Source organism: Campylobacter sp. 2018MI13, assembly GCF_018501135.1.
Lineage (GTDB): Bacteria > Campylobacterota > Campylobacteria > Campylobacterales > Campylobacteraceae > Campylobacter_E.
In genome coordinates this window covers 1-430 of the sequence record NZ_JAHCZC010000246.1, presented here as the reverse complement: position 1 = coordinate 430, position 430 = coordinate 1, and the positions used below count along the sequence as shown (strand labels likewise).

The window sequence follows — 430 nt, the reverse complement described above, 5'->3', positions numbered from 1 at the left end:
CTCAATAGAAAGGTCATCGACCGCACCATGCTCATCTTGGACTTCTTTGCCCAACACGCAACGTCCAAGGAGGGCAAGGCGCAGGTCTCGCTGGCGCAGCTGGAATACCTCTATACCCACACCCGCGGTTGGGGCGGCACTCTCTCGCGCCAGGCCGGCGGCCGCGCCGGTTCCACTGGTGGCGTCGGCCTGCGCGGGCCCGGTGAAACCAAGATCGAGACCGACCGCCGGCGCATCCGCACCGAAATGGCGCGCCTGCGCAAGGAACTGCGCGGGATGAAGACCGCTCGCGAGGTCAAGCGTTCCCGGCGCCAATCCTCCACGATCGCCCAGATCGCCATCGCCGGATACACCAACGCCGGCAAATCCTCGCTCATTAATGCCATGACGAACGCGGGCGTGCTTGTAGAAGACGCCCTATTTGCCACCT

General features: G+C 64.2%; 1 protein-coding gene. It reads left to right on the top strand.

The features are described 5' to 3' along the window. Positions 1 to 430: GTPase (locus KJQ99_RS11400; RefSeq protein ID WP_214150734.1), on the top strand; the 430-nt coding region annotated here is incomplete at both ends.